Source organism: Nocardia sp. X0981 (assembly GCF_977089955.1).
This window is the reverse complement of the sequence record NZ_OZ372435.1, coordinates 2572642-2595608: the sequence shown is the minus strand read 5'-3', so window position 1 is coordinate 2595608 and position 22967 is coordinate 2572642. Positions and strand designations below refer to the sequence as shown.

Genomic DNA, 22967 nt, shown 5'->3' with positions numbered 1-22967 from the left:
CCCTATCCCGTGAAACTGATCGCCGCGTCGAATCCCCACAGCACGAGGGTCAGGACCATGTCGATGGCGATGATGGCGACGAAACTGGCGCGGACCGCCCGGCCCGAGGCGATACCGACTCCTTCGGGTCCGCCGGTGGCGAAGAACCCGTAGTAGCTGTGCACGCAGATCACCACGGTGCCGAACACGGCGACCTTCACGGTGGCCGCGAGGATGTCGGATCCCGAGATGAACTGGAAGAAGTAGTGGTCGTAGACCCCGGCGGACTGGCCGTGCACCAGCGTGATCAGGCCCCGGCAGGCGAAGTACGAACCGATCAGAGCGATCAGGAAGGTCGGGACGATGGCGATCGCCCCCGCGACGACCCGGGTGGTCACCACGAACGGCACCGATCGCAGCCCCAGCGCCTCGATGGCGTCGATCTCCTCGGAGATCCGCATCGAACCGATCTCCGCGGTGATCCGGCAGCCGGCCTGCGCGGCGAAGCCCACGGCGGCGGCGATGGGCGCCAGTTCCCGCGTGGTCGCGAAGGCGGACACGATCCCGGTGACCGGTCCCATGCCCAGCATGTCGAGGGTGGCGAAGGATTCCACGCCGATGGAGGCACCGACCACCAGGCCCAGCACGATCATCATGGGCACGGTGCCGCCACCGACGATCACCGACCCGCGGCCCCAGGTCATATCGGTGATCACCCGCAGCGTTTCACCGCGGTACCGGCGCAGGGCCAGGGGTATCGAGGAGAGCACCTGCCAGCAGAACACCACGACGAAGCCCAGCGAATCCACCGCGCGCAGCACGCGGCTGCCGCGCCGGAAGTAGCGCGCGGCGAAGCCCAGTCCCTTCGGGACGTACGAGGTCGCCGCCATCACGCCAGCCTGGTGGGCAGGAACATGGCGGTCACCTGGGTCATCGCCAGATTGACGATCACGATGGACACCACCGAGAGCACTACCGCGGCGTTCACCGCGTCCGCGACTCCGCGCGGGCCCCCTTTGGCCTCGAGCCCGCGCTGGCAGGCGATGATCACCACCAGGAAACCGAAGACGATGGCTTTGATCAGCGAGATCCAGACATCGGCTGCCGTGGTGAAGGAGCCGAAGGTCGCCCAGTAGGAGCCGGGGGTGACCCCTTGGCCGCCGATCGCCACGAGGTATCCGGCGACGATGCCCACGAAGATCACCAGGATGTTCAGCAGCGGCGCGACGAGCAGCATCGCCACCATGCGGGGAATCACCAGCCGGTGCACCGGGCTGATACCCATGGTGTGCAGGGCGTCGATCTCTTCCCGGATCGTGCGGGCACCGAGATCGGCCGCGATGGCCGCCGCCCCGGCACCGCCGAGCAGGAAACCGGTGGCCATCGGCGCGCCCTGTTTGATCACACCGAGCCCGCCGGTGGCGCCGAGCAGCGAATCCGCCCCCAGATTGTGGATCAGATTGCCCACTTGCACCGAGACGATCACACCGAACGGCACCGCCATCAGTACGGCCGGGAAGGCGGTGACCGTGATCAGCCGCCATGCCTGGATCAGCATTTCCTGCCCTTGGAAGCGGCCGCGCACCATATCCGAGGCAGCGCCACCGACGGATTCCTGCGCCATACCGACGGCTCGGCCGAAGGTACGCAACGAGGACACGATCGTGCCGGAAAAGTTCCGCGCCAGGATTTCGCGAGCCGATTCGGTGTGGTGGGAAGAATCCTGATCGATCGCCGCGGTACGGGTCTCGGGGCTCATGGCCGAAATCCATATTCCGCGGTCGCGGCACGGGATGTTGCGAAATTCATGCGCTCAACTCTCCGGTCCGGCATCGATGCCAACGGAGAGGAAACTAATCGTTACGAGAGGTGACGGACAAATCCGCACAGCTGTGACAGTCCGCACGCGGAATGCGTTCCGGACATGCGAATACGGGCACTGTGCCGGCGGTCACGGAGATACGCGCTTTGTATGGGAACGAGTTCTATCGGAGTAATTCATGCGCTTCGCATATACACCCCGATATCGCCTCAATCGTTCAGGTCCACCCTGATCGTCAGCAGATCCGTACCCATCAAACGCACCGCCGCACTGTTGCCCCGGGGTAGCGAAGACAACCGGCGCACCGGGTCGTCCTCCGGCAGTAGATGCGCGGTACCCGAATACCATTCGCCGTCCAAGCGCACACGCACCCGGTTGTCGGCGCGGATATTGCGCACATAGTTCGAACGCTCGCCGAATTCGGAGACGAACCAGAACTCGCCGCCGCTGCGACGGCCGCCGATCGGCACCACCCGCGGCTCCCCGCTGACCCGGCCGATCGTTTCGAGCAGTTGTTGTGCGGCGCGTTTCCGGTTCAGCGGATTGGCCACGCGGCGCTGAAAAGCGGTGACAACTCGATGTTTGATACTCCGCTGCTGGGACATGTGGCGACGGTAACACCGAGCCCGTGACCACACCCGGGTCCGCGCCCCGGTACCGGATCGGCGGATCATTCGACCTACCGGCGAGCCATGGGCGACAATTCCTCCGTGCGAACTCAGTTCACCAACGAGCTCGTCGCGCTGACCGCGGATCTGACGCAGATGTGCCGCATCACCCACGAGGCAGCCGACCGCGTGACCGACGCTCTCGTCGGCGCCGACCTCACCGCGACCTACGAGGTCTTCGCCCTCGACGAGCAATTGCAGGCCATGCACAGCGCCTGCGAAGCGCGGACCGTGGTCCTGCTGGCGCTACAGGCACCGGTGGCCCGCGATCTACGCCATGTGGTGACCGCGATCCAGATCGCCGGGGAACTCTCCCGAATCGGCCGGATGTTCAGCCGCGTCGCCGATCAGGTGTACCAGAGCCATCCCGAACCGGTGGCACCGGCACCGGTACTCGCCCTGCTCGGGCAGATGGCCGGGCTCACCGCCGAAGCCACCGAACGCGCTCAGCGCGCGGTCACCAGCGGACGGTACACACCCGCCGACGAGAGCGCCGTGACCACCATGCATTCCCTGGACCGGCAACTGCACGCCGCCCTGACGACCACAGAGGGCGAAACCGAAACCGCCATCACCCTCGCCCTGATCGGTCACAAATTCCTGCGCACCCTCGATCACACGGACCGGATAGAACGACTGATCCACTTCCTGGACACCGGTATCCCACCGACCGCACAACTCGCCGCCGAAGAGGAGGCGGCCGGGGCTCCCGAGTGAGTTCGCGTGTCAACCCGGGGCGACGCAACCGGGCCCCGCTCGCTCCCAATCATGGGAATTCCCTATGCTTTTCACCTAACGAACCGTCGGGGGCATATCGGAGACGCCACCCCCGGCCGGGCACGATATCTTCATACCGAAAGACCGACCGGACAAGCTCCGGTCCCTGTACGTCACGACGAGCGCATCCGGCGCGGGAACGAACCACGGGGCTCCCCCTCATCAAGCCCCGCGGGGCGTCGCGGATACCGGTCCGGACAACCGGCCCGCGGCCCGCACCGGGCCCATCGCCCTCGCTCGTGACAGGCCCACCCCCGAGTCGGCGCCGGCACGGCGACTCGGGGGTGGTGCATCACCAGGTCGAAACAGGAGTACCCCGGCCGTCGGGCGGGTACTCTCCTGCGAGTATGCCGAATCTCACACCCCCCAGTAGCTTCCGGTTAACTGACCGGCCGGTAGCTTGACGCTCGGCATATCCCGGCACGTCGGCAAGGAATTTCGTTGAACCCCAGTACGTATGAAGTATTCCGGGGCGGAGCGCCCTCCCACACCCACCGATACGCGGAGGTCGGGCGATGAACTCGCTGCTCTCGGCGCTGCCCGCGCCCGTACGGAAATTCGCCGCCGTCGCCGTACCGATCCTGATCGTCGTGGTCCTGGCCGGCGGTTATTTCCTGGAAGACCGCGGCAACGATTCCGGTCCATCCGTCGGCGCCGCGAAATCGGCGGGTTCCGCCGGTGAAGTCCGATCGGCACTGGACGAATTACCGGTAAAAGCGGAGATCGGTATGGCCGGCTACAGCCGGGAGAAGTTCCCGCACTGGGACGACAACGACCCCGAACACGGTTTCGGCCCGGAATTCGCTCAGTACAGCAAATGCACCACCCGCGAAGTGATGCTGCTGCGCGACGCCACCGGGGAGGTGAGCCTGGACCCGCGAACCTGCGAACTGACCATCGGCACCGGTGGCGGCTGGCAGGACGCCTACGGGGTCATGGACAACAAAACCGGCAAATTGAAACCGTACAAATTCATCGTCGCGTCCTCCGGAGTGGACGCCGAACATATCGTGCCGCTCGCCGAGGCCTGGCGCTCGGGCGCCAAGGACCTGGACACCGATACCCGGCGTCGCATAGCGAACGACGCGGTGAACCTCATCGCCTCCGACCCGTCGGCCAACCGTTCCAAAGGCGACCAGGACCCCGCCGATTATCTACCGCCGGGAAGTTTCCGGTGCGGATATATCTCCCGGTACATCCAGGTCAAGCTAAAGTACGGCCTGAGCGTGGATCAGGACGAACAGACCGCACTGCGTACCGCGGTGGAGGATTGCGTCGAACGGGGTGAGTTCAAATAACCGAAATCATCGAGTTGCCCGCCGAAGCATCGGTCATGACCCGCGAAGCCGGGACCATCTCCGGCGAACTCGATGTCAGCCTCGATTCCGCCGGCCACGGCCGGGTCCGCTACCGGGAAACCGAGGAGTGGTACACCATCGGCAACCTCGACGACGAAGAACCGCGCACGTGGAAAACGTGCGCGGAACTCGCGGAGGCCATAGTCGCCGGGGCGGGCGCCCGGGACGCGGCGGGAAATACGATCCCCTTCGAGTGCTGAATCGGATGGCGCGCTGTGTTCATCGGCGCGCGGGCTCGACCCTTCGGAGGTCTCGCCGAACTCGGCACCGGAGGTGGGTGCGCGGCCTTCCCGGCCTCCGGGCTGTCGGCTCGTCCGGCCGGAACCACCCTGCATCCCGATGGTCGGGATCATACGAGGTCGCGGTTCTACAGTTGGCTATCCGGTGGGGGCACGGTCCTTGTCCACCGGCTGGTCCCAGTCGATCCGGTAGCGCTGTTCGGCGCCCAGGGTCTTCTCCGGGTTCATCACCGTACGCGCCATGACAGGCATGATCGCCTGCATCAGCCTGCGGGCCACGGGACCCGGGGTTTTACTGTGATTGATCTTCGCGGCCCGGGCGGCGATACCCTCCACCCGGGGGCGGCGCAACCGCTCGTAGGCGGCGAACGCCACGGCCGGATCGGGGATATCGCGCAGGCAGCGCGCGAGCTGGATCGCGCTCTCGATCGCCAGCGACGCGCCCTGACCGGAACTGTTCGACGGCGCGTGCACCGCGTCACCCACCAGGACCATCCGATCCCGGTACCACCGCGGGACCGGCGGCATGATGTGCAGCGCCCCGACGACCTCGAGCTGATCCGGGGTGGTCGCCCGGGCGAGCTGCCCACCGGGAGTGTCCTCCCCGTAGGTGTCCCGCAGGATTTCCAGCCAGTGCTCGGCGGGAACCCGCTGGGCCTCGGTGAGCGACAGATACTCCGCGCTCGGCAGGTTCGCGCCCCAGGCGACCCGGCCCTCGCTCACGGGCCAGTACAGGTAGTAGGCCCGCTTGCCGTAGGCGAAAACGATGGTGTCGGCCGGAATCTCGACCGAGCAGTCCACCGTGGCGCCGAACCCGAGCATCCCGGTGAACTCCGGGCCCGGCGCGGCCGGATCGATCAATCCGCGCACGGTGGACCGGATACCGTCGGCGCCGATGAGCACATCGGCGGTGGCGGTACTGCCGTCGGCGAAGCGGGCGGTCACTCCGTCGGTGGTCCGTTCGGCCGCCACCAGACGCTTCCCGAATACCACCGGAACGCCGGCGGACACCGCCCGCTCGTACAACACGCGGTGCAGTTCCCCGCGGTCGACCAACTGCAACGGTGGCTGATCCCCCAGTACGGGCATCGACAGCAATGTGCGGCCCACCGACAGGCACATCCGCGGTACCGGTACCGCGATATCGCGCACGGCGTCCCCGGCGCCGATCACATCGAGCGCCGCGACGCCGTTCGGCGCCAGCGCCAAACCGCTGCCGACGGTGAAGGCCGGCTCCGGATAGGCCTCGTGGACCTGAGCGTCGATACCCGCTCTACGCAGCGCGGTGGCCGCTACCGGCCCGGCGATACCACCGCCGATCACCAGGGCGGTTTCGATTCTGGACATGGGTGTACTCCTCGAAAGGGTCGATTGGTCGGCGGCGCCGCCCACGGCGGCGCCTGATCGCTACCGAACCGCCCTCGCGCTCCCCCCACCCGGTTATCCTGTGTTCTGCCAAACTCGCGGCCGGGTGTGCGTTCGCGCGGGCACGGTCCGAGACGGTGATCCGAGCTCGGTGGCGGTGTTGCCGCACCTCCATCGAGCCCGGTTGGTTCAGCGTTCGGTTCTCGTAGCGGCCTCCTCCCCGGATTCCCGGGCCCCGGCGGTCGCCGCCCCGGCGCCCCCGCGATGCCATGCCTGCCACTGCGCCTGATCGGGGAAGGTTCCCGCGAGCAGTTCGGCACGTAGCGCTCTGGTCCATTCGGCTTCGGTCTCCAGAATCGCCAGCCCGTACTCGGATTCGATGAGGAACAGCCGGGGCAGCGTGTCCGCGAGATTCGCGAACTCCTGTTTCACCACGCTGATCTGCTCCTCCAGCGCGGCCAGCCGCCGGCCCAGTAGCTCCGCCACCTCATCCGGGGGCAGCGCGGCGAGCACGGACAAACCCGCGATGAATCGATTGCGCTCGGCCTCCGGTTCGGCGATCAGTTCCCGGGTCCAGTCCACGAGTTCGGCACGCCCCGCCGGGGTGATCCGGTAGATCACCCGTTCGGGCCGGGCCCCCTCCCGTTCACTACCCACCACCTCGAGGAAACCGGCCTTCGCCAGGTTCTGCACCACCGTGTACAGCGAGCCCCACTTGATATCCATATCGCGGTCTTTGCCGTAATCCCGTAGCCGGGCCGCGATCTGGTACCGGTGCATGGCTTCGTCCTGCATCACGGCGAGCACCGCCAACGCCAGCAGATTGCCGACCTTGCGCTTCTTCGCCACGCGCCCTCCTTACTCGCATACGAATATACGTAGACGAGTATCCCGACGGCAAGAGCGGACCAGGAGAAGAGGACTCGGCTCCGCCCTCAATCCAGCAGATGCCGGGGCGCCGCCAGCGTCCAGGAATCCTGGATGATCGCTTTCATCTCGTCCCGATCGTCGAGAGCCGCGAGCCGGACCCGCACCCAAGGGTTGTTGGCCTCGTGCCCGGCGATCCAGAATTTGGCGGGTTCGGCGACCACCAACTCGTCACGGTCGACCACGGGACACCGGACCACCATGGACGTCTCGTCTTCCGGGAGAGTGAGGAAAAGGCTGCGGGCCACCCGGAACACCGGCATCCCCCAGGCGAACTGTTCGGTGGTCTCCGGTAGTGAAAGTGCGTAGGCGCGAACGTCGTCCCCGGTGGCGGTCATACCGGGAATTCTGCACCGGCGGTACGACAAAACTCCTCCGGCGCCGGCGAACCGGCCGCCGTCAGCCCTCGACGCCCACCACCGTGCCGGAGAGTTCCACACCGGCCCGGGCGAGCCGGTCCAGAGCCGCCGCCACCGTGGCCGGTGCGACCCCCGCGGTGAGACCGAGCAGCACCCGGGTGCGGAACCCGGCCGCGGCGGCGTCCAACGCGGTGGCGCGCACGCAATGATCGGTGGCGATACCGGCGATATCGACCGCCGCGATATCGCGGGCACGTAACCAGTCGGCCGGCGACTCCCCCGCCGCCGATACGCCCTCGAACCCCGAATAGGCCGCCGAATACTCGCCTTTGGAGAAAATCTCTTGAACCGCCTCGACGGTGAAATCCGGATGGAACCGCGCCCCCGGTGTGCCGACCCGGCAGTGCGGCGGCCAGCTGTCCACGAAATCCGGGGTCGCGGAGAAATGCGCGCCGGGATCGATATGGTGGTCGCGGGTGGCCACCACCGCGTCGTATCCCGTATCGGCCAGATGCCGGCTGATCAGGCCCGCGACCCGGGCGCCGCCCGCCACCGCCAACGAGCCGCCCTCACAGAAATCGTTCTGCACGTCCACCACGATCAGCGCGCGTCTCATCGCTCCAGTCTCCTCGCCGCCACCGCTTCAGGCCAGGAACGTAGTGGGCACCGCCGGTTCACCGGCGGACAGTTTGAGCCCCTCCCAGGGCAGGCTCACCAGGCCGCGGGCCACCAGGTCCCGGGAATCGGCGAGAACGGGAAGGTCGAGCACCTTCCCACCGCGGACCAGCGGGACCTGGAGCTCACGCATCTCGTAACCGCCGGGATCCGGCCGGTCACCGGACGCGGAGTAGACGATTTCCTCGACGATCGTCCCGGTGCCGCGTGCCAGCCGCACGGCGCGTTTCGCCCCACCCCGCGACTCCTTGTGGCTGGAACGTTTGGCCACCGGTAACCCCTCCACCTCGACCAGCTTGTAGACCATCCCCGCGGTCGGCGCGCCGGAACCGGTGACCAGCTGAGTACCCACCCCGTACGCGTCCACCGGTTCGGCCCGCAACGCCGCGATGGCGTATTCGTCCAGATCGCCCGACACCACGATGCGGGTACGCACCGCGCCCAGTTCGTCCAGTTGCCGGCGCACCTGCCGGGCGAGAACGCCCAGATCCCCGGAGTCGATGCGCACGGCACCCAGCTCCGGTCCGGCAACCTCGACGGCCGAGGCCACCCCGCGAGTGATGTCGAAGGTGTCGACCAGCAGGGTGGTGCCCGTGCCGAGCGCGGCGACCTGGCTGCGGAAGGCCTCGGCCTCGTGTTCCCCGTCGGTCCCGCTGTGCACCAGAGTGAAAGCGTGCGCGCTGGTGCCCGCCCCGGGCACCCCGTAGCGGCGCACCGCCTCCAGGTTGGAAGTCGCGTGGAAACCCGCCAGATACGCGGCGCGCGCGGCGGCCGGAGCAGCCTGCTCATGAGTGCGCCGCGAACCCATCTCGATCAACCGGCGGCCCTCCGCGGCACTCGCCATCCGCGCGGCCGCGGCCGCGATCGCGCTGTCGTAGTTGAAAACCGACAGCACGAGCGTCTCCAGCACCACACATTCGGCGAAACTGCCGGTGATCGACAGGATCGGCGAACCGGGGAAATACAGTTCCCCCTCCGGATAGCCGTCGATATCCCCGCTGAACCGGAAATCCCGCAGCCACGCGACGGTCTCGGCATCCAGAAACCGGCCGGCGATCCCGAGCTCCGCCGCACCGAACCGGAATCGCGCCAGCGCGTCGAGGAATCGGCCGGTACCGGCCACCACGCCATATCGGCGGCCGTGCGGCAAGCGCCGGGCGAACACCTCGAAAGTGCAGCGCCGCGCCGCCGAACCATCGGCGAGGGCGGCGGCGAGCATGGTGAGCTCGTATTGATCGGTCAGCAGAGCGGTGCTTTCCACCGCGTCGCGCAGGTCCACGGTTGCCACTGTAAACAGGGTCGCCACCGGACCGGGGCGTCACCGGCGCGCACGGCCACCGCACGGTCTCCCAGCAGCGTTTTCCCTTTTCACCGGCGTATCCGGGCGGTGTACCGGGGAGGTATTGTTCCTGCTCCGGGTGTTGTGAATTACTCCGCGAGTCGTACCCTTGGTTTCATGGCCTTGTGCAACACAGCACCCCGCTCCCGGACGACAGAGGTCCGCGCCGGCGTCCCCGGCGCCACGTTGTCGGCGGCACAGGCGACTCCCGAGGCCGTGGAGTACACCGAGATCTTGGAGGCGGAGGACCGGCCGTGGGTCACCGTCGTCTGGGACGATCCGGTCAACCTCATGCACTACGTCGCCTACATCTTCCAGAAGCTTTTCGGCTACAGCAAAGCCAAGGCGACCGAGCTGATGCTCAAGGTGCACAACGAGGGTAGAGCCGTGGTCTCGTCGGGGTCACGAGACAAGATGGAACAGGATGTCCGGCGGCTGCACGCGGCCGGACTGTGGGCGACCATGCAACGAGACGACTGATCGGACGGTTACCGTAGCGACGTGCGTAAATGGAGCCGGAAGAACTCACTGAGCGGTCTCAAGCTGCGGTCGGAAATGGACGCGCGCGAAGCGAGCGTGCTGCGCTCGCTGATAGGGGCCGTATCGGGTCTACTGGGTGAACGTGCGGCCTCGGCGCCCGAGGACGAGCTCGCCACGCTCACCGGACTGCGCAGCGGCAACACCCTCCCGCCGGACGATCCGCGGCTGGCCCGGTTACTGCCCGATTTCCACCGCGCCGAGCCCGGCTCACCCGACGCCGACCGCGCCGGCCTGAACAGCGCGCTGCGCGGCCTGCACGAGCCGGAGATCATCGACGAGAAACTGGCGGCGGCCGAGGTGGTCCTGCGAACCGTTCCGGAAGAGGGCGGCAAGATCGCCATCACCCCGGAGGAGGCCGACGCCTGGCTCACCGCCCTCACCGATGTGCGGCTGGCTCTGGGTGTGGTCCTGGAAATCGACGCCGACACCCCCGAACAGTTCCCGCCCGAGGACCCCCGAGCCCCGCACCTGGACGTCTACCACTGGCTGACCTGGATGCAGGACTCCCTCCTCCAGGCGATGGCCCCGTGACCGGCGTACCCGGGCCGCGTAACGCCCTCACCGATATCGCCGGGCTGCTGGTCGGTCACCACCATGTGCTCGATCCGGACGCGACGACAGGTTCCGGCGCCGCCACCGGCTGCACGGTTGTCCGGGCACCGGGCGGCGCGACCGCCGCGGTGGACGTGCGCGGCGGCGGGCCCGGTACCCGGGAAACCGATCTGCTCGATCCCGCGAACACGGTGCGGCAGGTGCACGCGATCCTGCTCGCCGGCGGCAGCGCCTACGGTCTCGCCGCCGCGGACGGGGTGATGCGCTGGCTGGAAGAACACGGCGAGGGCCTGCCCATGTCCCCCGAGGACCCGGAACAGGTGGTGCCCATCGTGCCCGCCGCGGTGATCTTCGATCTGGCCGTCGGAGACTGGTACACCCGCCCGACCGCCGAATTCGGTTACCACGCCGCGGAAGCCGCCGGCCCCGATTTCCTGCGCGGCTGTGTGGGGGCCGGGACGGGCGCCCGCGCCGGCGCGCTCAAGGGCGGTATCGGCAGTGCGAGCATCCGGTTCACCGAGGGCGTCGCCGCCGGTGTCACGGTGGGCGCGCTGGTCGTCGCGAACCCGGTCGGTTCGGTGTTCGACCCGCGCACCGGACTGCCGTGGGGAACCGGGACCGACGGCCCCGAATCCACCGGTCTGCGCCCCGCCACCGCCGAACAGCTGGTCACCGCGAACGCACTCCCGGCCAAGAGCACCGTCCTGAACACCACCATCGGTGTGGTGGCCACCGACGCCGCACTGGACACGGTGGCCTGCCGCCGCCTGGCCACCGTCGCGCACGACGGCCTGGCCCGCGCGGTGCGACCGGCACATTCACCGCTCGACGGCGATACTTTCTTCGCCCTGGCCACCGGCACCGCGACCCCACCCCCGGTCCCGACGATGCCGACAGCGTTCCCCGCCGACCTACCGCTGGTCGACGAGCTCTGCACGGCGGCGGCGGTCTGCGTGGAACGGGCGGTCGTCGACGCCGTACTCTCGGCGGTCTCGGTGGCGGGTATCCCCGCCTACAGCGACCTCTTCTCTGTTTGATCGGCGCGCCTACGGCGCGCGGGTTCGGGGCCCCCTGGTATCTCGGCCAGGGAAGCCACCCGTATGCGCTCCCCACACGGGAACACCCCGCAGTCCGGACTCCGGCAGCTCCGACCTCGGAACCAGGTGGTCCGCATCCCGGCGCAACCACCCAGCGCCGAGGCTTGCGAGGCCCACAAAGGGTTGAGCCCGCGTCGTGCTTCAGCCCGCGAAGCGCATGCGCCGCAGGCGCGAGTCTCGCGGGCTGAAGCACGACGCCAAAAGGGCTCAACCCCGCGGCGCCGCAGGCGCCGCAAACAAACACAGCTCGCCCCGGCGTAGGGGTACCGGGAATAGGCGAATATCCTCGGCGGTTGTCGGCTGTGATGGGTCGGCGATGGCCGAGACGCTGCGTGGAAGGGTTCGATTGTGCTCGTGATCAGGGCCGACCTCGTGGATTCGATGGTCGCGCACGCCCGTGCCGACCATCCCGACGAAGCCTGCGGCATCATCGCCGGGCCCGAGGGCTCCGACCGTCCCGAACGTTTCGTCGCGATGATGAACGCGGAACGGTCCCCGACCTTCTACCGGTTCGATTCGGGGGAACAGCTGAAGGTGTGGCGGGCCATGGACGACGCCGACGAGGAACCGGTGGTGATCTATCACTCACATACCGCGACCGAGGCCTATCCCAGCCGTACCGATATCTCCTACGCCTCCGAACCCGGCGCGCACTACGTACTGATCTCCACCCGCGATCCCGAACGGCACGAACTGCGCAGTTACCGCATCGTGGACGGGGAGGTCACCGAAGAGCCGGTGCGGATCGTCGCCACCTACGAAACCGCCTGACCGCCGTATTTTTCCGATAACCGGTCCGACAACACAGCGAGGAGCACCCATGCCGGTCACCGTGTCCATCCCGACGATCATGCGCACCCACACCGGGGGCGAGAAGCGCGTCGAGGCCAAGGGGTCCACGCTCGCCGCCGTCATCGACGACCTGGAAGCCAGCCATCCGGGTCTGGCGGAGCGGCTGCTCAAGGACGGCAAACTGAACCGCTACGTCAATATCTATGTCGACGACGAGGACGTACGGTTCTCCGGCGGGCTGGAGACCACTGTGGACGAGGGCTCGACGGTGACGATTCTGCCGGCCGTCGCGGGCGGGGTCTGACGGATCCGTGGCACGTTACGATTCGCTGATCGCGACCCTCGGTAACACACCGCTGGTCGGCCTGCGTCACCTCTCCCCGCGGTGGGAGGGTGAGCGGCCGGTGCGGCTGTGGGCCAAACTCGAGGACCGCAACCCCACCGGGTCCATCAAGGACCGCCCGGCGTTGCGGATGATCGAGCAGGCCGAGGCCGACGGCCTGCTGACCCCAGGGTGCACCATTCTGGAGCCCACCAGCGGCAACACCGGTATCTCACTGGCCATGGCGGCGAAACTCAAGGGTTACCGCCTGGTCTGCGTAATGCCGGAGAACACCTCGGTGGAGCGGCGACAGCTGCTCACCATGTTCGGGGCCGAGATCATCGATTCGCCGGCGGCCGGTGGCTCGAACCAGGCGGTCGCCCGGGCCAAGGAGATCGCCGCGGCGAACCCCGACTGGGTGATGCTGTACCAGTACGGCAACCCGGCCAACGCGCTCGCGCACTACGAGACGACGGGCCCGGAACTTCTGGCGGACCTGCCCGAGATCACTCATTTCGTCGCCGGTCTCGGCACCACCGGCACCCTGATGGGGACGGGGCGGTTCCTGCGCGAGAAGGTGCCGGGAATCGAAATCGTCGCGGCCGAACCCCGCTACGGCGAGCTGGTCTACGGCCTGCGCAACATCGACGAGGGTTTCATCCCCGAGCTGTACGACGAATCGGTGCTCACCAGCCGCTTCTCCGTGGGCCCCTACGACGCGGTGCGCCGGACCCGTGAGCTGGTGCTGGAGGAAGGGATCTTCGCCGGTATCTCCACCGGCGCCATCCTGCACGCGGCGCTCGGAGTGGCCCGGAAAGCGGTGGCCGCCGATATCCGCGCCGATATCGCCTTCGTCGTAGCCGACGGCGGCTGGAAATACCTGTCCACCGGCGCCTACGACGGCACCTTGGAGGAAGCCGAGGAGCGCCTCGACGGCCAACTCTGGGCCTGAGATGTGTTCGTCGGTGCGCCCAGTACCCTCGAAGGCAGCACGCCGACAGCAGTGGGGCGTGCGAGGAGGAGATCACCATGACCGGTGACACACCGCTGGGCGCTTCGTTCGATCCCGACCGTATCGCCGCGCTGCGCCCGCAATCCGGTGGCCCGGCCGGGCCCGGCCGGTTCGGCACCACGCGGCGCACGTGGGCCCGGGCCGGTGTGCTGACCGTCACGTTCCTGATCCTGCTGTATCTGATCGAGATCGTGGACGCGCTCATCGCCTTCGATATCGATCGGTCCGCCGGAATCCAGCCTCGTGATATCGACGGCCTGGACGGCATCCTGTTCGCCCCGATGCTGCACGGCGGCTGGGACCATCTGCTCGGCAACACCCTGCCGGTACTGATCCTGGGCTTCCTGACCCTGGCCACCGGTATCCGCCGCGGTCTGGCCGCCACCGCGATCATCTGGGTCGTGGCCGGAGTGGGCACCTGGCTCACCGGCGGTGCCTACACCGTGCACATCGGCGCGTCCTCCCTGATCTTCGGCTGGCTTACCTATCTCGTCTGCCGTGGTTGGTTCGCCCGGCAGCTCGGTCAGATCGTGCTCGGCCTGGTGCTGCTCGCCCTGTACGGTTCGGTGCTGTGGGGCGTACTCCCGGGCCAGGACGGAATCTCCTGGCAGGGCCACCTTTTCGGCGCCATGGGTGGACTCTTCGCCGGGTGGGTACTCTCCAGTGATGAACGTCGACAACGCCGTCAGCTCCGCACCGGGCCGGTCGTCTCACCCCGGTGACCACGGACGCGGCTCGTATTTTCGGGGGATGCGGTCTTGAATCGGGAAAGCTCGTGGCAGCATGGGGACATGCGCCTCACCGTCCTCGGGTGTTCGGGCAGTGTGTCCGGCCCGGATTCCCCAGCGTCGGGTTATCTGCTCACCGGTCCGGATATGTCGCCGGTCGTCATCGATTTCGGGCCCGGCGTCCTGGGGGCGCTACAGCGATACGCCGACCCGGGCGAGGTTTCGGTCTTCCTCACCCACCTGCACGCCGATCACTGCCTGGATCTGCCCGGCCTGCTGGTGTGGCGGCGCTACCACCCCATCCCACCGTCCGGGCAGGCGATCGTCCGCGGTCCGTCCGACGCGCCGGTACGTATCGGTAACGCGTCGGCCGAGATCGGCGGCGAATGCGACGACTGGTCCGATGTGATCGACTTCCGCCCCTGGTCGGAGGGGGAGACCGTGTCCTTCGGTCCCGGCCACACCATCACCGCCCGGCGGATGTTCCACCCGCCGGAGTCCTACGGCCTGCGTATCGTCACCGCGGCGGGCCGCACCTTCGTCTACACCGGGGATACCGCGATGTGCTCGGCCGTCCGCGAGCTGGCCGAGGGCGCGGATGTCCTGATGGCCGAGGCCTCGTGGACCCACGATCCGGCGAATCGCCCCGAGGGCATCCACCTTTCGGGTACGGAGGCAGGCCGGATCGCCACCGCCGCGGGTGTCAAGGAACTGCTGCTCACCCATATCCCGCCGTGGACTTCCCGTGAGGATGTCATCGCCGAGGCCAAGGCCGCGTTCACCGGCCCGGTGCACGCGGTGGCCCCCGGCGAGGTCTTCGACCTGTAGCCCCAGCCTTCTCCCGGCACAGGTCCCCCATTACGCTGGGCCCGTGTCGAGACGAGCCGATGGCAGGGCGGACGACGAGCTCCGCGAGGTACGGATAACCCGAGGGTTCACCACCCATCCGGCCGGCTCCGTGCTGGTCGAGTTCGGACAGACCCGGGTGATGTGCACGGCGAGCGTCACCGAGGGTGTGCCGCCGTGGCGGCGCGATTCCGGGCTCGGCTGGCTGACCGCCGAGTACGCCATGCTGCCGGCCGCCACCCATACCCGCAGCGGCCGGGAATCGGTCAAGGGGAAGGTCGGCGGGCGGACCCAGGAGATCAGCCGGTTGGTCGGGCGTTCGTTGCGTGCCTGTATCGACCTGGCCGCCATCGGGGAGAACACGATCGCCGTCGACTGCGATGTGCTGCAGGCCGACGGCGGCACCCGCACCGCCGCCATCACCGGTGCGTACGTGGCGCTGGCCGATGCCGTCACCTATCTCGGCGCCGCCGGGGCGCTGGCCGATCCGCAGCCCATCTCGTGTGCCATCGCCGCGGTGAGCGTCGGTGTGGTCGACGGCCGGGTCCGGCTCGACCTGCCTTATGAGGAGGATTCGCGCGCCGAGGTCGATATGAACGTGGTCGCCACCGATACCGGCACTCTGGTGGAGATCCAGGGCACCGGGGAGGGCGCGACTTTCCCCCGTTCCACTCTCGACAAACTGCTCGATTCGGCACTGGCCGGTTGTGAGCGGCTGTTCGCCGTGCAGAAGGAAGCACTCGCCCTTCCCTATCCAGGCGTGCTGCCGGAGCCGCCCGAACCCACGAAGAGGAAGTGATGAGCCGCCGGGTCCTGCTCGCCAGCCGCAATACCAAGAAGTTGACCGAGTTGCGCCGGATCCTGGCCGAGGCCGAGGTGACGGGTGTGGAGATCGTCGGCCTCGACGATGTGCCCGAATATCCCGAGGCACCGGAGACCGGGGCGACTTTCGAGGAGAACGCACTGGCCAAGGCGCGCGACGGCGCCCGGGCCACCCGCCTGCCGTGTGTGGCCGACGATTCCGGGATCGCCGTGGACGCGCTCAACGGTATGCCGGGTGTGTTGTCGGCACGCTGGTCCGGCCGCCACGGTGACGATGCCGCCAACAACGAGCTGCTGCTCGCTCAGCTCGCCGATGTTCCCGACGAGCGCCGCGGCGCGCGCTTCGTCTCGGCCTGCGCGTTGGTGGTTCCGGCCGGGGCCGAGATCGTGGTGCGTGGGGAATGGCCGGGCACCATCGGCCGTGCCCCGCAGGGCGACGGCGGCTTCGGCTACGACCCGCTGTTCCATCCCGACGGTGGTGAGCTCAGCGCGGCTCAGCTCACCCCGGCGCAGAAGGACGGCGCCTCGCATCGTGGTCGCGCCCTCGCTCAGCTGCTGCCCGCGCTCGCCGCGCTGGCGGGCTGACCGGGCTGGTACGGCTCAGACCCCGAAATCCCGTTTGACCTGCTGAGTGTTGCGATGCTCGACGAAGAACGACAGTAGCGGCACGGTACCCGCGAGCAGCGTGCCGACGGTGCGAGCGAGCGGCCAGCGCACCTTCACCGCCAGATCGGCGGTGAGGACCAGGTAGATGAAGTACGCCCAGCCGTGGACCACCGCGATCCAGCTCGGGGTGTCCACACCGAACCCGTACTTGGCGATCATCTCGGCGGTGAGGAAGAGCAGCCACAACCCGGTGACCCAGGCCAGCACCCGGTAACGCAGCAGGGCGCCCGCTATCCGCCGGTCGCCGGTGACGGGGCCGGGCCGGGCCTCGGGTGCGGTGGTGGTTTCGTCGCCGGCGGTCAACCCGCGCTCCTCTCGGTATCGCGGGCCGCGCCCGCGGTGCTGCCCGGCTCGCCGTCTTCGGCGTTCAGCCGGGCCAGGTAGCTGTTGTATTCGGCGAGCACCGGATCGTCGTCGCGGGCGGCGCGCGGCCGTTCGGGCAGGAAGCCCGCCGGAATTTCGCGCGGCCCGTCCGTTACCGGGGCGCGGCGGCCGCCGCCGAACAGCCCGCTGCCGGGACGTGCGGCGGCCGAGGTCCGCGTCCCGGAACGGTCGGCGGTATCCGGCCCGGCCGGGGAGTCCGCGACCGGATCGGCGTCATCGGTGCTCTCGGTTTCCTGTTCCAGCCGTACGAAGCGGAAGTAGGCGAACAACGCGAACCCGGCGAACAGTGGCCACTGCAGCGCGTACCCGAGGTTCTGCGCGGTGCCGCTGGCCGAGGAGAATCGCTCCCATTGCCACCAGCCCAGCGCCAGCGCGGCCAGTGCGAGCACGACCACCAGGAGAACCAGGGCCGGGCGGTGCACGGTGCGGCGGGGTGTTGCGGACACGGCTACCACGGTACCCGTCTACTACAGGGACCCGTAGTGTGAGGTGGGCTTCGCGGCAGCCGGTATCCCCGCCGGTCAGAACTTGTAGGCGATCCCCGTCATACGTTCGGATTCCTCCCACAGGCGCCGCCACAGTTCGGTGTTCCGGGACAGTTTCGTCGACGGAGAGGCCGCCACCGGCCCCTGCGACTGGAACAGCCGGGTCGGGCCCCAGTAGGTCTGCGGGTCGGCATCGGGTTCCGTCGCCGCGAACAGGGTGGAGTGGGCCGCTTTCGCAGGGGCGTGCCCGACCAGTTTGATCACCGGTTTGCTCACCAGGTCGAGGGGGGTTTCGGTGCGGGTGAACAGTTCGGTCGCCGATACGCCGGGATGTACCCCGTAGGACCGTTTCGCCGAGCCGGCCGCCGCAAGCCGGCGCTGTAGTTCCCGCGCGAACATGAGGTTGGCGAGTTTGGCCTGGGCGTAGGCCAGATTCCGCTGGTAGCGGCGGTTCTGGTAGTTCAGGTCGTCGATCCACAGCTTCGGGGTCTGTTTGTGCGCGATGCTGGCCAGCGTCACCACCCGGTCGCGGATCCGGTCGAGCAGGAGCCCGGTCAGTGCGAAATGCCCCAGATGGTTCACGCCGAACTGGGTTTCGAAACCGTCCACCGTCCGGGAGAACGGTATGTTCATCAGTCCCGCGTTGTTGATGAGCACGTCGAATTCCTCGGTGGCTTCCGCGAATTCGCGAATCGAGGCCAGATCCGCCAGGTCCAGCCGCCGCACTCGCAGGTCGCCGCCGATACGGTCGGCGACCCGCTGCGCCTTCTCGACATTGCGGCAGGCCAGCACCACGGTGGCACCCTTGCGGGCGAGCACCTGGGTGGTTTCGGCCCCGAGACCACCGTTGGCCCCCGTTACGACGAAAGTACGCCCCCGCTGGTCGGTTATCTGATCAGGTTTCCACGCCATGACCCGACCTTACTTCCGAGTAAGATCCCGGGGAAGTAAGAACCGGACCTTCCTGGAACATACCGCCCCCAGGGGAAACCGGCCGATTCGCGACTCCTTCACACCGGTGTCGGTGCGGCCCAGTAGGCTGCCCGAGTGCCCGAACTCCCGCCCGTCTCGGCCCTGCTGGCATCCGCGGTCTCCGCCTTGGGCGGAAAGGAACGCACCGGTCAGATGACGATGGCCGCGGCCGTGGACCATGCCATCGAAACCAAAGAGCATCTGGCGGTGCAGGCCGGGACCGGCACGGGGAAATCGCTGGCCTATCTGGTGCCCGGCCTGCGGCACGCGGTGCGTACCGGCCGGACCGTGGTCGTCTCCACCGCGACCATCGCGTTGCAGCGCCAGCTGGTGGACCGCGATCTGCCCCGGCTGGCCCAAGCCCTGACGGAACCGCTCGGCCGTACCCCGGAGTTCGCGATTCTCAAGGGCCGCAACAACTATCTGTGCCTGAACAAGATCAACGGTGCGATTCCGGACGAGCCCGCCGAAGCGGAACTGTTCGACGCGTTCGCGGTCTCCCGGCTGGGCCGCGAGGTAAAACGCCTCAACGAATGGGCCTCCGATACCGAAACCGGTGACCGCGACGAGCTCACGCCCGGGGTCACCGATCAGGCATGGCGGCAGGTCAGCGTGTCCTCCCGCGAATGCCTCGGCAAAACCCGCTGCCCGTTCGGCCAGGACTGTTTCGCCGAACGCGCCCGCGCCGAATCCGCGCAGGCCGATATCGTCGTCACCAACCACGCCCTGCTGGCCATCGACGCCATCAGCGGAGTACAGGTGCTACCGGAACACGATGTGGTGGTTATCGACGAGGCGCACGAACTCGTGGACCGCGTCACCGGCGTGGCCACCGCCGAACTGTCCGCCACGGCCATCGGTACCGCCGCCCGGCGCTGCGCCAAACTGATCGACGATCAGGAGGTCGATCGGCTCGAGGCCGCCGCCGAGGCCTGGCACACGGCCCTCGACGATCTGGGCCCCGGCCGCTGGGAAGCCCTGCCGGAAGGGATCGGCCAGGTACTCGCCCTTGTCCGGGACGCCGCCTGGAACGCCCGCACCGCGCTCAACCCGCAGGGTTCCAGCGGTCCCGGTGCCGATCCGGAAGCCGCGGCCGGCCGCAACATGGCCGTCGCCGCGGTGGAGGAAATCCACGACACCGCGGTCCGCGCGCTCACCGCATTCGACGAACCCGATCCCGCGGCGCGCCGCGATGTGGTGTGGTTGTCGGCGGATGAGATCCGCGGTGTCACCCGCCGCACCCTGCGCATGGCACCGCTGGCCGTCGGAGGACTGCTGCGCAGCCGGTTGTTCGACACGGCCACCGTCGTACTCACATCGGCGACCCTGCAGATCGGCGGCTCGTTCGACGGACTGGCCCGTACCTGGGGTCTACCGGCGCAATCCGGTACCCGCGTCGACCCCGCCATGGCCCACGGCGCCGAGGCGCCCGGTGATGCCGACACGGTGCGCTGGTCCGCACTCGACGTCGGCTCACCGTTCGATCACGCGAAATCCGGGATCCTCTATGTGGCCCGGCATCTGCCGACCCCGGGCCGGGACGGGTTGCCACCCGCATACCTCGACGAGATCCAGCGGCTGATCGAGGCCGCGGGCGGACGCACCCTCGGCCTGTTCTCGTCCATGCGTGCCGCGAAGGCCGCCACCGAGACCTTGCGGAGCCGGTTGGACACGCCGATCCTGTGCCAAGGCGAGGATTCCACCGGTGCGCTGGTGCGCAAATTCGCCGACGATCCGGAGACCTCACTGTTCGGCACCCTGTCACTGTGGCAGGGGGTGGACGTTCCGGGGCCGTCCCTGAGTCTGGTGATCCTGGACCGTATTCCGTTCCCCCGGCCGGACGATCCGCTGCTCACGGCCCGGCAGCGGGCGGTCGAAGCCCAGGGCGGCAACGGGTTCCTCACCGTGGCCGCCACCCATGCCGCGCTGCTGCTCGCGCAGGGCACGGGCCGGTTGCTGCGCAGTGTGGACGATCGCGGCGTGGTGGCGATTCTCGATCCGCGGTTGGCCACCGCCCGCTACGGCGGTTTCCTGCGGGCGTCCCTGCCGCCCTATTGGGAAACGTCCGATCCCGACGTGGTGGTGAAGGCGCTGCGCCGCTTGGACGCGGCGGCGACGGTCTGACGGCCCCTCGTCCACCGGGCGGCGAGCCGGGTGTAGAGAAGTCACCCGGCTCGCCCGGCACCGGCATCACCCGCTCTCGGGATATCTAGAGCACACCCTTGAGAATCAAGGTGACGCCCGCGGCCAGTACGGCGGCCACTACGGCGGCGATACCCCAGACCAGCCCGCCGCGCGCCCACGGCCGCTGATGGTCCACCGCGAACCGGCCGGGGCCGGTGAAGGCGAGACCCGCCGCGGCGGCACCGAAGAGCAGGCCCATTTCGTAACCCTGTCCGGTGAGCAGGCCACCGCTGAAGGTCTGGTTGATGATCACGATGGCCGTGCCCAGCACGATCGCCGCGCCCAGCGGGGACAGCGCGCCGAGGGCCAGCAGCAGACCGCCGACGAGTTCGCTGAGTCCGGCGAGCGTACCGAAGAGGGCGCCGGGGTGATAGCCCATCTGTTCGAAACCGGCATTGTTGGCCGCGAGCCCCGGCCCGCCGAACCAGCCGAACAATTTCTGGGTGCCGTGCGCGGCGAACAGCAGCCCGAAGACCAGCCGCAGGATCAGCAGTCCGATATCGGCTGCCGGTGCCCGGTCTCCGGTCAGGGAGCTGCCGGTGCGGTTGAGCGTCGAATAGGCGGTCATGGGATCCCCTCGTTCGTATGCAGATGTTTAGCCACGGAAACAAACGGACCGAGGTCCGATTGTCGTTGCGCTCGTAACCAACCCGACCGCGGCACACGCTATTCCGCGAGGAAGAAGAAATATCCGAGAAAGACCAGAGTCAGCACCCACATCACCGGATGCACCTCACGGAACCGCCCCCGGGCCGCCATCACCACCGGATAGAAGATCATCCCCAGGGCCAGTCCGTTCGCGATCGAGTACGTCAGCGGCATCATGACGACGGTGATGAAGGCGGGCACCGCGAACTCCAGCCGCGACCAGTCGATATCGCCGAGCGAACGGGCCATGAGCACTCCGACGACGATCAGCGCGGCGGCGGTCACCGCACCAGAGCCCGCCACCACCGCGAAGACCGGATACAGGAACATGGCCACGGCGAACCACGCCGCGGTCACCACCGCGGTCAGCCCGGACCGGCCCCCCGCCGAGACACCCGCCGTCGATTCCACATAGGCGGTGGTGGTCGACGTACCGATCACCGCCCCCGCCATCGTCCCCACCGCATCGGCGGACAGGGCGCTCGACGCACGCGGCAACTCGCCCCTGTCGTTCAGCAGACCCGCCTGGTTCGCGACTCCGATCAGCGTGCCGGAGGCATCGAAGAAATCGACGAACAGCATGGTCAGCACCACCACGATCATCTGCCCGGTGAACGCGTCGGGCAGATGGATCAGCGCCTGCCCGAAGGTTTCGTCCAGACCCCTGGGCAGGGCGGCGATCCCGTCCGGCACATCGACCAGGCCCGCGATCATGCCGACCCCGGCGGTGAGCACGATGCCGTACAGCACAGCGCCGTGCCAGCCGCGAACCAGGAAGATCACGGTGACCACCAGACCGAACAGGGCCAGCGCGGTGGTACCCGAGGTGAAATCACCGAGCGTCACCAGGGTGGTATCGCTGGCCGCCACGATTCCCGCGTTCTTCAACCCGAGAAACGCCACGAAAATGCCCACGCCCGCGGCCACCGCCAGTTTCAGCTGCAGAGGAATCGCGTTGAGGATCTTCTCCCGGATCCGGGTGATCGCCAGAACGAAGAAGATGACGCCCGACAGGAAGGTCCCCGACAGCGCCACCTGCCACGGGATACCCATACCCAGCACCACCGAGAACGCGAAGAACGCGTTCAACCCCATTCCCGGAGCCAGCGCGATCGGATACCGCGCCCACACCCCCATCACCAGGGAACCGACCACCGCCGATACCGCGGTGGCGGTGAACACCGCCTGGGTCGGAATGCCCTGCGCGCCCAGAGCCCCCTCGGTTCCCAGCACGGCCGGATTCACCGCCAGCACGTAGCACATCGCCAGGAACGTCACCGTTCCCGCCATCAGCTCCCGTCCGACGGTCGAACCGTGGATTCCGATTCCGAAGTACGTATCGACCCGCCCCGGCCTGCGGGTCAGTGGATATGCGGCCATGGGACCTCCAGTCGGCTAGGCGTGACCTA

At 68.1% G+C, this 22967-nt stretch carries 27 protein-coding genes; 14 read left to right on the top strand and 13 right to left on the bottom strand.

Features of this window, described 5'->3' with window-relative positions; genetic code table 11:
• Positions 1-2: 2 nt before the first annotated feature.
• From ACYR7D_RS11310 to ACYR7D_RS11300, 3 genes are all read right to left on the bottom strand, one after another.
• Positions 3-869 (bottom strand): MlaE family ABC transporter permease, encoded by an 867-nt coding sequence (locus ACYR7D_RS11310; protein ID WP_459549558.1) that lies wholly within the window; start codon positions 867-869, stop codon positions 3-5.
• Entirely contained in the window at positions 869-1738 is an 870-nt protein-coding gene (locus ACYR7D_RS11305; protein ID WP_459549557.1) for an MlaE family ABC transporter permease, read from the bottom strand. Before ACYR7D_RS11305 ends, ACYR7D_RS11310 begins: the two co-directional genes overlap by 1 nt.
• Before the next feature lie 272 nt (positions 1739-2010).
• Complete coding sequence (locus ACYR7D_RS11300) at positions 2011-2406, bottom strand: nitroreductase/quinone reductase family protein (RefSeq protein ID WP_459549556.1); 396 nt, start codon at positions 2404-2406, stop codon at positions 2011-2013.
• A 105-nt stretch (positions 2407-2511) separates the two neighbouring features.
• Between ACYR7D_RS11300 and ACYR7D_RS11295 the strand changes: the two genes are divergently transcribed.
• From ACYR7D_RS11295 to ACYR7D_RS11285, 3 genes are all read left to right on the top strand, one after another.
• On the top strand, positions 2512-3186 hold the full coding sequence (locus ACYR7D_RS11295; RefSeq protein WP_459549555.1) for a phosphate signaling complex PhoU family protein: 675 nt from the start codon (positions 2512-2514) through the stop codon (positions 3184-3186).
• Between the two features lie 575 nt (positions 3187-3761).
• Positions 3762-4544 (top strand): HNH endonuclease family protein, encoded by a 783-nt coding sequence (locus ACYR7D_RS11290; RefSeq protein ID WP_459549554.1) that lies wholly within the window; start codon positions 3762-3764, stop codon positions 4542-4544.
• Positions 4545-4579: 35 nt separating this feature from the next.
• Positions 4580-4804, top strand: coding sequence for a hypothetical protein (locus ACYR7D_RS11285; RefSeq protein WP_459549553.1), 225 nt, complete (start codon positions 4580-4582; stop codon positions 4802-4804).
• A gap of 177 nt (positions 4805-4981) precedes the next feature.
• On the opposite strand, the gene ACYR7D_RS11280 is transcribed toward ACYR7D_RS11285, so the two are convergent.
• The 5 genes from ACYR7D_RS11280 to ACYR7D_RS11260 form a co-directional block, all read right to left on the bottom strand.
• Entirely contained in the window at positions 4982-6190 is a 1209-nt protein-coding gene (locus tag ACYR7D_RS11280; protein ID WP_459549552.1) for an FAD-dependent oxidoreductase, read from the bottom strand.
• Positions 6191-6397: 207 nt separating this feature from the next.
• Positions 6398-7057 carry a PadR family transcriptional regulator gene (locus tag ACYR7D_RS11275; protein WP_459549551.1) on the bottom strand — a complete coding sequence of 220 codons (660 nt, stop codon included), beginning with the start codon at positions 7055-7057 and terminating at the stop codon, positions 6398-6400.
• An 86-nt stretch (positions 7058-7143) separates the two neighbouring features.
• Positions 7144-7473 carry an MmcQ/YjbR family DNA-binding protein gene (locus tag ACYR7D_RS11270; protein ID WP_459549550.1) on the bottom strand — a complete coding sequence of 110 codons (330 nt, stop codon included), beginning with the start codon at positions 7471-7473 and terminating at the stop codon, positions 7144-7146.
• 61 nt (positions 7474-7534) lie between these two features.
• Positions 7535-8110 carry an isochorismatase family protein gene (locus ACYR7D_RS11265; protein WP_459549549.1) on the bottom strand — a complete coding sequence of 192 codons (576 nt, stop codon included), beginning with the start codon at positions 8108-8110 and terminating at the stop codon, positions 7535-7537.
• 27 nt (positions 8111-8137) lie between these two features.
• On the bottom strand, positions 8138-9448 hold the full coding sequence (locus tag ACYR7D_RS11260; RefSeq protein WP_459550123.1) for a nicotinate phosphoribosyltransferase: 1311 nt from the start codon (positions 9446-9448) through the stop codon (positions 8138-8140).
• Positions 9449-9625: 177 nt separating this feature from the next.
• Between ACYR7D_RS11260 and clpS the strand changes: the two genes are divergently transcribed.
• The 10 genes from clpS (at position 9626) to rdgB (ending at position 16804) form a co-directional block, all read left to right on the top strand.
• Complete coding sequence (gene clpS, locus ACYR7D_RS11255; RefSeq protein ID WP_459549548.1) at positions 9626-9988, top strand: ATP-dependent Clp protease adapter ClpS; 363 nt, start codon at positions 9626-9628, stop codon at positions 9986-9988.
• Between the two features lie 21 nt (positions 9989-10009).
• Positions 10010-10579 carry an oxidative stress transcriptional regulator AosR gene (aosR, locus tag ACYR7D_RS11250; protein ID WP_459549547.1) on the top strand — a complete coding sequence of 190 codons (570 nt, stop codon included), beginning with the start codon at positions 10010-10012 and terminating at the stop codon, positions 10577-10579.
• Positions 10576-11637, top strand: coding sequence for a P1 family peptidase (locus tag ACYR7D_RS11245; RefSeq protein WP_459549546.1), 1062 nt, complete (start codon positions 10576-10578; stop codon positions 11635-11637). Before aosR ends, ACYR7D_RS11245 begins: the two co-directional genes overlap by 4 nt.
• Positions 11638-12045: 408 nt before the next feature.
• The gene (locus ACYR7D_RS11240; protein WP_459549545.1) at positions 12046-12468 is read left to right on the top strand and encodes a M67 family metallopeptidase; all 423 of its coding nucleotides are present in this window, start codon (positions 12046-12048) and stop codon (positions 12466-12468) included.
• Between the two features lie 49 nt (positions 12469-12517).
• Entirely contained in the window at positions 12518-12793 is a 276-nt protein-coding gene (locus ACYR7D_RS11235) for a MoaD/ThiS family protein (RefSeq protein WP_459549544.1), read from the top strand.
• Positions 12794-12800: 7 nt separating this feature from the next.
• Complete coding sequence (locus tag ACYR7D_RS11230) at positions 12801-13763, top strand: PLP-dependent cysteine synthase family protein (RefSeq protein WP_459549543.1); 963 nt, start codon at positions 12801-12803, stop codon at positions 13761-13763.
• Positions 13764-13840: 77 nt separating this feature from the next.
• On the top strand, positions 13841-14545 hold the full coding sequence (locus ACYR7D_RS11225) for a rhomboid family intramembrane serine protease (RefSeq protein ID WP_459549542.1): 705 nt from the start codon (positions 13841-13843) through the stop codon (positions 14543-14545).
• Between the two features lie 69 nt (positions 14546-14614).
• Positions 14615-15379, top strand: coding sequence for a cyclic nucleotide-degrading phosphodiesterase (locus ACYR7D_RS11220; RefSeq protein WP_459549541.1), 765 nt, complete (start codon positions 14615-14617; stop codon positions 15377-15379).
• Between the two features lie 43 nt (positions 15380-15422).
• Entirely contained in the window at positions 15423-16196 is a 774-nt protein-coding gene (gene rph, locus ACYR7D_RS11215) for a ribonuclease PH (protein ID WP_459549540.1), read from the top strand.
• On the top strand, positions 16196-16804 hold the full coding sequence (gene rdgB, locus ACYR7D_RS11210) for an RdgB/HAM1 family non-canonical purine NTP pyrophosphatase (RefSeq protein ID WP_459549539.1): 609 nt from the start codon (positions 16196-16198) through the stop codon (positions 16802-16804). Before rph ends, rdgB begins: the two co-directional genes overlap by 1 nt.
• Positions 16805-16819: 15 nt before the next feature.
• On the opposite strand, the gene ACYR7D_RS11205 is transcribed toward rdgB, so the two are convergent.
• From ACYR7D_RS11205 to ACYR7D_RS11195, 3 genes are all read right to left on the bottom strand, one after another.
• On the bottom strand, positions 16820-17188 hold the full coding sequence (locus tag ACYR7D_RS11205; RefSeq protein WP_459549538.1) for a DUF3817 domain-containing protein: 369 nt from the start codon (positions 17186-17188) through the stop codon (positions 16820-16822).
• Positions 17185-17715 carry a transcriptional regulator gene (locus tag ACYR7D_RS11200; protein WP_459549537.1) on the bottom strand — a complete coding sequence of 177 codons (531 nt, stop codon included), beginning with the start codon at positions 17713-17715 and terminating at the stop codon, positions 17185-17187. The genes ACYR7D_RS11205 and ACYR7D_RS11200 overlap by 4 nt, the downstream gene beginning before the upstream one ends.
• Positions 17716-17790: 75 nt before the next feature.
• On the bottom strand, positions 17791-18666 hold the full coding sequence (locus ACYR7D_RS11195) for an oxidoreductase (RefSeq protein ID WP_459549536.1): 876 nt from the start codon (positions 18664-18666) through the stop codon (positions 17791-17793).
• A gap of 135 nt (positions 18667-18801) precedes the next feature.
• Between ACYR7D_RS11195 and ACYR7D_RS11190 the strand changes: the two genes are divergently transcribed.
• Positions 18802-20850, top strand: a complete 2049-nt coding sequence (locus ACYR7D_RS11190; protein WP_459549535.1) for an ATP-dependent DNA helicase — start codon at positions 18802-18804, stop codon at positions 20848-20850.
• Positions 20851-20935: 85 nt separating this feature from the next.
• Here the strand turns inward: ACYR7D_RS11190 and ACYR7D_RS11185 are convergent, their stop codons facing one another.
• On the bottom strand, positions 20936-21478 hold the full coding sequence (locus tag ACYR7D_RS11185; RefSeq protein ID WP_459549534.1) for a DoxX family protein: 543 nt from the start codon (positions 21476-21478) through the stop codon (positions 20936-20938).
• Positions 21479-21576: 98 nt separating this feature from the next.
• Positions 21577-22938 (bottom strand): NCS2 family permease, encoded by a 1362-nt coding sequence (locus ACYR7D_RS11180; protein WP_459549533.1) that lies wholly within the window; start codon positions 22936-22938, stop codon positions 21577-21579.
• Positions 22939-22967 lie beyond the last annotated feature (29 nt).